We start from the raw sequence: 8,969 nt of genomic DNA on the forward strand, positions 1-8,969 counted from the left end.
CACTCCTTCTCTTTGGATGCGTATCAACTCGCAATGGCTGATCCCGTCGGCAATGTGGGGCGGCGACAGCGTTTACGAAAGACGGAAGCCGTGATGATGACGCCTGCACACGTGAAAATAAATGGACCCTTCATCGAGAGGTAAGACTTTAAACTCCCATTGAACAAATTCGCACCATGCTCTTCCTTGAGGTTTTTCATCTCCTCCTTGTAACTACAGAGCGTGAGCATGAAGTCGCAATTATCGTGGTTATCGGTATATGTAGATACGATGTCCTCGTAGGCTTTTGAGGCGTCTGCCAGCCTGATAGACCCGGACTCCAGCTGTCGGTAGAGCGTGCTGATCTCACGCGCACACTTGTGAGCATCATTTGCTTTTCGTGAATCCACTTCGGCAGGGCTAATTTGTGAAACGACAATCGAAATCACAGAAATCCCAATTGAGAGGGTTCCGATGAGCTGAGCGCCTTCTGGAGTCAGATTTACGGCAAACGCAAGTAGGTACACCCCAAGAAGAATTGAAAGGAAGGAGAGGGTGTGAAGTGAAAAGGATAGATTTCTCACTCTGCCATTAAGGCGTCTAGAATAGTTGAATCGGTTGCTCTTTGTGATCTTCATTCGGCGGCACAGCTTTTCTTCCGCTGTGTCGGCTTTTTTTGAAATCTCTGCCTGAGATACTGGTTCTACGTGTGTCAAATCTTAACTCTGGTTTACTGGATTGTGCGCATAAAAGCCTGAAATTTTTGGCTTCGTCGAGCCAAGCAGGTACCTCTACGGTACCTGCAAATGAAATTGTCCCCCCTCCTTTGCTCTTTGAGACCACCCCAAGCCCCCTCACTAGCGATGTGCCTCGGGCTCACTCCCGCTTTCAACTGCTTCCATCGCTTGATAGACCCTTTGCGACCAAAGTCGGATCATACTCTAGCCGCGCGCACAATATCTCGATGGATACTCTCAAGGATTAATGCGTGTGACCCGTCGTGGTGAACGATGGCCTGAACCACACGAAATTCACCGGCATATTCTCCTGTTGCTCGCAGCCCAGGCTCATTTATCGCGTCCACTTGCATTACTGCTATCCGCCCTTCTTGAACACCTTGCAGCTTTCGCGCGTTGTTTCGAGCATTCACTCCGCGCTCAGTTGGGTGCGGATTCGGGTCAAAATACAGTTCCCTCTGGTTCCACCAAGTTGTATGAAGCACGCTGGGCTCTGGATTATCAGGGAACGCTTCCTCGGCAGCTTCGTAGCGAACATACCACTGCCCGGGCCTTCTGGCTTGAATGCGTACTGGCATAGCTCTTCCTTTTCAGGCGGGTGCGACTGTTGATTTCTACACGGCGGTGGCCGAATCTTGCCGAAGTTTTACGCTGCGTGGTGAATCTAATCCATCACTTTGAAGCTCGCGAGCTTCGGCAATGGAATAATTTGGAGCTATGTGCTTGCGGCATGCTGAAACGACGCGCCCGAACAAGCCGGGCCGCCATCAAATGCATACTGCGCCTGACTTGACCGGCAGCTCTGGGCTGGGGGCCGGTCATCCGCCGCGCCTGGCGCGAAGGTCGGCTCTGGGCCGGGCACGTAGGATGGCGCCCGACCTACGCGCCTATGCCCAAGGTCCGCTTCCTGCGCCTTGCTGCCGGTTGCGCAGCACTCCGTGGTTTCTACAGCAGCTAAAAAGTTGAAGTGCTTCGGATTCACCCTGCTGACTGGGCCAGCTGCCTTCGCTTTGGCGCAACGGCGCAGCCGAGCATGGCTGTCTTCATCTTTACCCTCGCCGCTCTCGCACCTAGCTGGTCCGAATAGTGCCGAGCACGGGCACTGAGCTAACGAAGGCACTCGAACGATGCTATTCGCTCGGAAATGAACGGTCGACCTTGAGTGGCTGGAGATCAATAGCGGCCAGATGCAGCATTTAGAGTATTGAGAAGTCGCTCCGGCATTATCTTGACCCGCCGCGCCAAAGAACTGCAACATCCCAACGTCCGACCCGCAACCCCGAGGGACTGATGGCCAAGATCGAGCGCGTCGAGATATTCATGGTGAACCTGCTTCCGAAGGTGAAGCGCACGGACGCGATCCAGAGCTTCGTGAGGCAGGAAACGCCCTTCGTCCGGATTACGGATGCCGACGGCGCAAGCGGGCTTGGCTATTCCTACACGATCGGGCAGGGCGGGCCTGCCATCATGTCGCTTCTACGCGAGACACTGGTGCCCCGGCTGATCGGGCAGGAGGCGGAGGCGATCCAGCGCATCTGGCGCGACCTGCTATTTTCCACCCATGCAACCAGCGTCGGGGCGATCACCTCGCTCGCTCTGGCAGCCGTGGACACGGCGCTCTGGGACCTGCGCTGCAAGCGGGCGGGGCTGCCGCTTTGGCGCATGCTGGGAGGGGCGAAAGACAGCGTTCCGATGTACACGACCGAAGGCGGCTGGCTGCACATCGAGACGGACGATCTTGTCGCCGATGCGATTTCGGCGCAGGCTGCCGGGTTCGCGGGCAGCAAGGTCAAGATCGGGCGCCCGCACTTGAGCGAGGACCGGGAACGGCTCACAGCGGTCCGCGAGGCCGTGGGGCCCGCGTTCGAGATCATGGTGGATGCCAACCAGTCCTTCAATCTCGCCGAGGCGACCCGGCGCGCGAAGGTGCTCGAGCCGCTCGCCATCGCCTGGTTCGAAGAGCCGATGCCGGCGGACGACGTGGCCTCTCACGCGGTCCTGTCGGCGCGAACCTCGGTGCCGGTCGCCGTTGGCGAGAGCATGTATTCTCTGAGTCAGTTCAAGGACTACCTCGTCGGAAACGCGGCAAGCATCGTGCAAGTGGACGTCGCGCGCATCGGAGGGATCACCCCCTGGATGAAGGTCGCCCACATGGCGGAGGCGCACAATGTGCCGGTCTGTCCGCACTTCCTGATGGAACTGCACGTAAGCCTCGTCTGCGCGATCCCGAATGCGCCGTGGCTGGAATACATCCCGCAGCTTGATGAACTGACCAAGGCGCCGATGCGGATGGAGAACGGTCGGGCCTACCCGAGCGACAGCCCCGGTCTCGGGATCGATTGGGACGAGGACAAGCTTGCCGCGTCGCGGGTAAAGGGGCTGGATTTGACCGCAAGCTAAACGCGTATCAGAGATCCTTTAGTGCCCTTGTTCATACTACACAGTTCTTGGAGCCCTAGGCTTCGGTTCACGCGAGAATCATGACTGCCGAAAACACGTATAGATGGATCTATGGATTTTAAATCATCCATGGGTTGTGTGTTGCGGTATGACCAGGAGCGCCGCGGATCGCTGCCGTAACGGCATTTTGGGGGCTTTTCGCCTCGTTCCATCGCTTGGCTTTTCTGCGAAAGGGTCCGCTCCCTCAGCGGTCACTTCGCATAGTTTTTCGTTCAGGCAGCAGGCTTGACCCCGAAAGGAGCCGCCTGGGGGGCTTTCAAGGCTTCAAGAAAATTTATTTTTTTCGCAAAATCAATTGGTTGACTCTCTATTGCGGGTGGAGGTCTAGAAACGGCGATTTTGGTCCCCTTAGGTTTAATGCGAGCGGGAATGCCGTGGCGTTGGTTAACAGACAGCCTCTTCAGAGGACTACCTAAGAAGCAAAAAAAAACGCGCACCGGCTCGGTGCGCGCCTGAGAGTTGGGGCAACGATCGCCCGGTAACACTTGCCAATCTAGAGGCCGAAAACGGCCCCGGGCAAGCGCGATCTGAGCTCCGGAATGAGCAGTGGCTACCCCGGAAGCGATCAGTTTCCGGGAACGGAGAACGTATGTCGAACTATCAAGACTGGTTGCAGGACCAACCAGCGCAGCCGAAAAAGTTGCCTGCCCTGCAGGTGGCACCTATCCATGGCGTTCTGCCCTATGCCGGCGATCGAAACCCGCTGACGCGCAGCGATACGGTCAAGCGGGTGTCGGCGGCGATTGCCACGCCGATGTCGGGCGGCATTCGGCAGGTCTATCACTTCGACGGCGAATCCGAATACGCCGTTGCCTTGGATGCACTGCGGAGCCCCGACCTCTACGGCCTGGAGGTGCAGCTCCCGCCAATCACATTTGACTGCAGTCGTACGCTGAAGGAGCGCTCGCACAAGTTCGATCTTCGGTTCACATTCACGGACGGATATCGACGCGCGGTTTACGTGCGCAACGCCACGAGCCTTGCCAAGCGTGAAACCCAAGACGAGATCGATGATATCTTTGCAGCCGTCACGGACGACTTTGCGGATGACGCGATTGTTGTCTGCGCTGACGATTACACGCGTGCGTATCGCGATAACCTGCGCCGGATCTGGGATCTGCTTCAGGTGGCGGACCCGGAGGCGGATGCGATCGTTGAGGAGGCCGCCCGCACGACCAATTACTGGTATCTGGATGATCTCATCTCGAACTGCGACTTGGAACAATGGCGCGGCTATCAGGCGGCGATACGCCTCATTGGCCAGAATGTGATTTGGACCGATATGCATGGGGTCATCGACTACCCGTCGCGGGTGGCGTTGAACGCATGACCGCTCAGCCTACTTTCGACGTCCAAAAAAATGCCGTCCTTACATTGCATGGCCGCGAACTGTTGGTGACAGCGCTCGAGGAGGACAGCTATGCGGTGGAGTGCCAGGAAACAGGCGAATGCCTCAGCCTGCCGTTCGAGAAGGTAGACACAGCGATCCGCGAGCGGAATTGTGAAGTCGTCAACCCGCGGGATGCAGAGAAACGGCACGCGCTGCTGGAATACGCCGGCGGTCTTGAACGCTTGGAACAGTTTTCGGAAGAGACCCGGCGCATCGTGCAGGCTCGTCTTGCCTTGGTGTTGGCTCAGGACGCACTGCGTTCGGAAGGCATGAAGCTTACCCAGTGTAGCATGAGCAAACGCGGCGAGCATCGTCGCGCTTTGCTGGTCCGCGCGGACGAGATCGCGCCTGGGCACGATTTCCTCCGGACACGGCGGGGCGGAAAGCTCGCGAAAGGCTTCGAAGTGCCCCAAGGACGAACCCTTGCGAACTACCGTGATGTCTACCACCGCTTCGATCGGAACCCAGTCGTTCTGGCAGATCGCGATCACAAGAAGGGTCGGCGTGGGGACCGGCTGTTGCCATGGCAGGAGCGGTTCATCGAATATGTTCTGCAGGGTTGGCACGATCCGCGGAAGCCCAAGCTTGCGAAAGTCTATACTTTGGCAAAAGCGGCCTTCGATCGTTCACCCGAAGAGATCGCACAACCTGTCGATTTTCCCACGATCACGACGATCCGCACGCGAGCGAAAGCAAAACCGGAAATTGCGCGCGTCCTCGGGCGTGGTGGTAAGCGTCACGCGAACAACGTGAAAGGTGCCGGCTCAACCGATGTACGTGCGCTATATTTCGGTGAAAAGGCGGAGTGGGACCAATGTTTGCTGTCGATATTCAGTAGCGGAGATGGAGTTGTCCGCGCGAAGGCCATCGATCCTAGCAAAGTGCCAAAGGAACTTACGGACAATGAAATACGCCGCTGTTGGCTACATGTGATCATGGATATCGCCACCCGCGAGGTTCTTGGTTGGATCATTTCCGAAACGGCTGATGCGGATCACAGCAAAGCACTGCTTCGCATGGCGACCCGTGACAAGACCAAGGAAAAGATCCGCTACGGGTGCAAGCGGGACCCAGTGCCACCGGTGCGGCTGGGCCTCACCGTGGCAGACAACGGTACGGCAACACGAAACTCGTCCGTCTACGCAAGCCAGCTCGGAATGGGTATGACCGTGATGACGGCGCGAGCGTACCAACCGATGGACAAGCAGGTTGTCGAGCGTCTTTTCGGCACGACCCAATGGGATGTACTCAATTTCATGGAGGGATATACGGGCAGCCGCCCCGGTGAGCTGACAGGCTATGATCCAAAAGCCGCAGCCAAGATCAGTCACGACGATGTCTTTGGTGCGCTCACGCGGTATTTCATCGATGAGTATCCTTTCCGGCAACACCGCGGCACCGGGATGTACAAAGCGACCCCTCGTCAGAAAAGAGAGGAAGCGCTAAGGCGCTATGGTCCGATCGATCCGCCCTCGCAGCGCGACCGTTGCCTTCATCTCGGAGTGAAGGTCCAAGCGAGTACGACCTCGGAAGGTGTCAGAGCATTCAATATCCCGTTCAACTCGACGGAGCTTCAGCGCTTTGCGGGCGGGGCCTCGAAATTGGTCACTGTTCATCTCGATCCTGACGACCTCCGCAAGGTCTATATCACCGCCGAAGGTGTGGAAACCGTGATGGAGGCACGGCTGAGCATGACTGTCTTCAAGGATCAATCGCTGGAGGAAGCGATTGAAATTATGGAGAGCGCGACCAAGTCCAATCCGACCCTGCGAGCGATACACGACGCGCACCTGAGCGAAGCTATCGCCCGCCGGGCACGGGAATCCGGTTTCTTCCCGGATTCGCGCGACCCCGCGAATTTCCAAACGATTGCACAGCTCGAGGAGCGCGCCGCCAAACTGCTACAGGTCGAAACCCGTCCGGCCAGCTACGTCGGCGCGACCGTAACGCCGGGCAGCCTCATGAGCCGGACCGGCAGTGCGGGCGTGGTGCGATCGCGCCCGTCCACAGGAACTACGCAGACGAGGCCGCCGGCCTCTTCGCATGCCTCCGAGACCGGCACCCGTTCAGGGCCGCCCGCTCGGCAGAAGCGTACGCCCGTTGAGAGTAGCGCCTGTGCCGAACCTGAAACCAACGACGTAAAGTACATGACCTTCGAGCCCATCAAGGACAGCAAACTGTGAGCAATCCCTTCGTCATCGCCTCCCTGGCAAACCTGAATGCGGACCTGGCGCAGCGCCATTTCTCGCTCGCCCGGGGCGACGAGCTCCAGCGGGCTTTCGCGCAATTGTTCAGCCGTCACCTTGGCCGCCTCCAGTCGGACAAGGGTTTCGAGGCGCGCAGCCTCTTGGTGACGGGCCTCTCCGGCTCAGGCAAGTCCGCCGAGATCTCAGACATGCTGAAGCGGTTTAACGAAAGCGCCGTTCCGCTCCCGGGAGGGGAGGGCGCCCGCATTGTACCCTGCGTGCTCGAGGCCAAGGGCAGCTGGAAGGACCTCGGCCGGAAGACCCTGCACGCTCTGGGTTACCCCATCTCCAACAAGACCCGTCGGACCCAGTTCGAAATTTGGGAACTGGTCGTTACTCAGGCCAAGCTCAAGGGGGTGATCGGGATCCACTACGACGAGGCCCAGCACATCATGCGGGGCAAATCGGACGCTGAGGTTCTGAGTGTCCTTGATGCGTTCAAGACGCTCATGAAGTCGCATGACTGGCCATTGATGCTGATCCTGTCCGGTGTCCCGGAATTGGGAGACTACGTGCAGCGCGAGCCGCAACTCGATCGGCTGATGACAAGGATCGATTTCAGCGAGATCGATCTTAGCAGCGCACCGGGGCAGCCGGCGCCGGACTACGGTGTCCTGAACGAAATCGTCGGCAGCTATGCCCTCAGCGCGGGCATTGAGATCGACGCAGGCCTGCCGACGGGCGATTTCTTGCACCGCCTTGCGACCGCAGGGGCCTTCCGATGGGGCCTTGTCATCGACATGGTGGTCGATGCCGTGGCGATCGCTGTCGCCAGGATGGAAGGGGTGCTTGATCGCTCTGACTTTGTGGCGGCCTGGTGCGAGAAGACCGGAATGAACGAATTGGCGACGCCCTTCACTCACGACAGCTACGAGAGGATGTTCCGAAGGGAAAAGCCGTTCCGGGCAGCCCTCGGTACCTGATCGTTCAGGATCATTCAGAGCTCCAGAAACCCGCGCCTCGGCGCGGGTTTTTTCATTTCCGGGCGCCGTGGCTAAGAGGGGATCGCTAGCTAAGCATCTGATGCTGCGCAGCTTTTTGGTTTCCGCGCAAGCTTATGCTTTTATTTACCCGGATGGATGCCGCAAGTGTTTGAAATAATTTATGAATTCCTTGTGCCGAATCGGGCATCACTGATTTTGCGCACTCATCTGCTTTCTCTGACTGGTAGTCAGAGTGTTCCTACTACCAATTATTGGCCACCGGCGGGGCTGAAATGGCCATTGTGCAATCATAATAAGTGCATCGGGCGGAGACGCCCGATTTCCGAAAATTTGGGGTTGAACTAAAGCGGTTGGAGGTTCGAAACCTCTTCAGGGAATATGGCGCTCCGGTAGCGACATTCAAAATGGATATCCGGATATCCCTATTTCGGTGAAAGCCATGGTGTCGAGCCATAGTGGCGTAGGCGCAAGAGGTCCCCGGCGCGGCGCTCACTTGAAGAGTTCGGAAGGTCGTGCGGTTGGTGGTTCGATACTGCGTGTAGGATTGGGCAGCCCATCAAAGGTTTGCTCTTTCTCATAAAAAACTTGGCCTGACATCTCCGCTCCCCTCAACGGTTCCTGCGCCTCAGGCACAGTGCGCCAAAAACACGAAAAAAGGGGCGACCGCTGGTCGCCCCTTTCTAATTCCGAATTCATGACGTTCTTTCGGGTAGTCCTTGAGTTCCCGATTGCATTCGCGATGTAGGTAGAGGCTTTGAGCTTGCCTGGCGCGAATGTCTCACATCTGAGGGGTGACGTGCGGACATCCTCGCTATCACGCTCGACCCCTTAGCGGAGATCAGGAAGGACTTCGTGTGTCCCAGGCCAGAGCGGACGCATGCTCTTGCCCTACAAGGTAGCGTTCACTGCCGGAACCGCGCAGGCGCAGTGGATGAGATAGCGATCAACACATGCCTCCGGAGACGGCGCATCCCATAGGGCCGCGCCAGACAGCAACGTCGCGGCCCCATTCTCTGGGCAATGCGAGGTCGAGGCGGACGCCCAATTGCCTCTCGGGCGTTCCGCATTCGGCTTCTCGGCTCCCTATCGATGGACGGAACGGAACCTCTCGAGAAGCTCGCTGATCCTCGCTCCATGGATAGTGCCCCGCGGCGTGGTGTAGGAAGCCGCGAGCGTCGCTGATCGCGAGGCTGGCGGTCATCGTCGATCTTCG

At 58.1% G+C, this 8,969-nt stretch carries 5 protein-coding genes; 4 read left to right on the forward strand and 1 reads right to left on the reverse strand.

What is annotated here, in order from left to right; translation table 11 throughout:
• Window positions 1–23 precede the first annotated feature (23 nt).
• Window positions 24–695 (reverse strand): SLATT domain-containing protein, encoded by a 672-nt coding sequence (locus IQ782_RS28805; RefSeq protein WP_194138109.1) that lies wholly within the window; start codon window positions 693–695, stop codon window positions 24–26.
• Window positions 696–2,006: 1,311 nt separating this feature from the next.
• Here IQ782_RS28805 and IQ782_RS28810 point away from each other — a divergent pair.
• The 4 genes from IQ782_RS28810 (at window position 2,007) to IQ782_RS28825 (ending at window position 7,735) form a co-directional block, all read left to right on the forward strand.
• Window positions 2,007–3,116 carry a mandelate racemase/muconate lactonizing enzyme family protein gene (locus IQ782_RS28810; RefSeq protein ID WP_194138110.1) on the forward strand — a complete coding sequence of 370 codons (1,110 nt, stop codon included), beginning with the start codon at window positions 2,007–2,009 and terminating at the stop codon, window positions 3,114–3,116.
• A gap of 649 nt (window positions 3,117–3,765) precedes the next feature.
• Window positions 3,766–4,506 (forward strand): hypothetical protein, encoded by a 741-nt coding sequence (locus IQ782_RS28815; protein ID WP_194138111.1) that lies wholly within the window; start codon window positions 3,766–3,768, stop codon window positions 4,504–4,506.
• Window positions 4,503–6,749 (forward strand): integrase catalytic domain-containing protein, encoded by a 2,247-nt coding sequence (locus IQ782_RS28820; RefSeq protein ID WP_194138112.1) that lies wholly within the window; start codon window positions 4,503–4,505, stop codon window positions 6,747–6,749. Before IQ782_RS28815 ends, IQ782_RS28820 begins: the two co-directional genes overlap by 4 nt.
• Window positions 6,746–7,735 carry an AAA family ATPase gene (locus tag IQ782_RS28825; protein WP_194138113.1) on the forward strand — a complete coding sequence of 330 codons (990 nt, stop codon included), beginning with the start codon at window positions 6,746–6,748 and terminating at the stop codon, window positions 7,733–7,735. Before IQ782_RS28820 ends, IQ782_RS28825 begins: the two co-directional genes overlap by 4 nt.
• Window positions 7,736–8,969: the final 1,234 nt, after the last annotated feature.

Source organism: Salipiger mangrovisoli (assembly GCF_015223355.1).
In the GTDB taxonomy this organism is placed as follows: Bacteria; Pseudomonadota; Alphaproteobacteria; order Rhodobacterales; family Rhodobacteraceae; genus Salipiger; species Salipiger mangrovisoli.

What these genes read in the sequence shown, in the direction of transcription:
- IQ782_RS28810 (WP_194138110.1), top strand. Translation starts at nt 2,007, where the DNA reads ATGGCCAAGATCGAGCGCGTCGAGATATTCATGGTGAACCTGCTTCCG.
- IQ782_RS28820 (WP_194138112.1), top strand. Translation starts at nt 4,503, where the DNA reads ATGACCGCTCAGCCTACTTTCGACGTCCAAAAAAATGCCGTCCTTACA.
- IQ782_RS28815 (WP_194138111.1), top strand. Translation starts at nt 3,766, where the DNA reads ATGTCGAACTATCAAGACTGGTTGCAGGACCAACCAGCGCAGCCGAAA.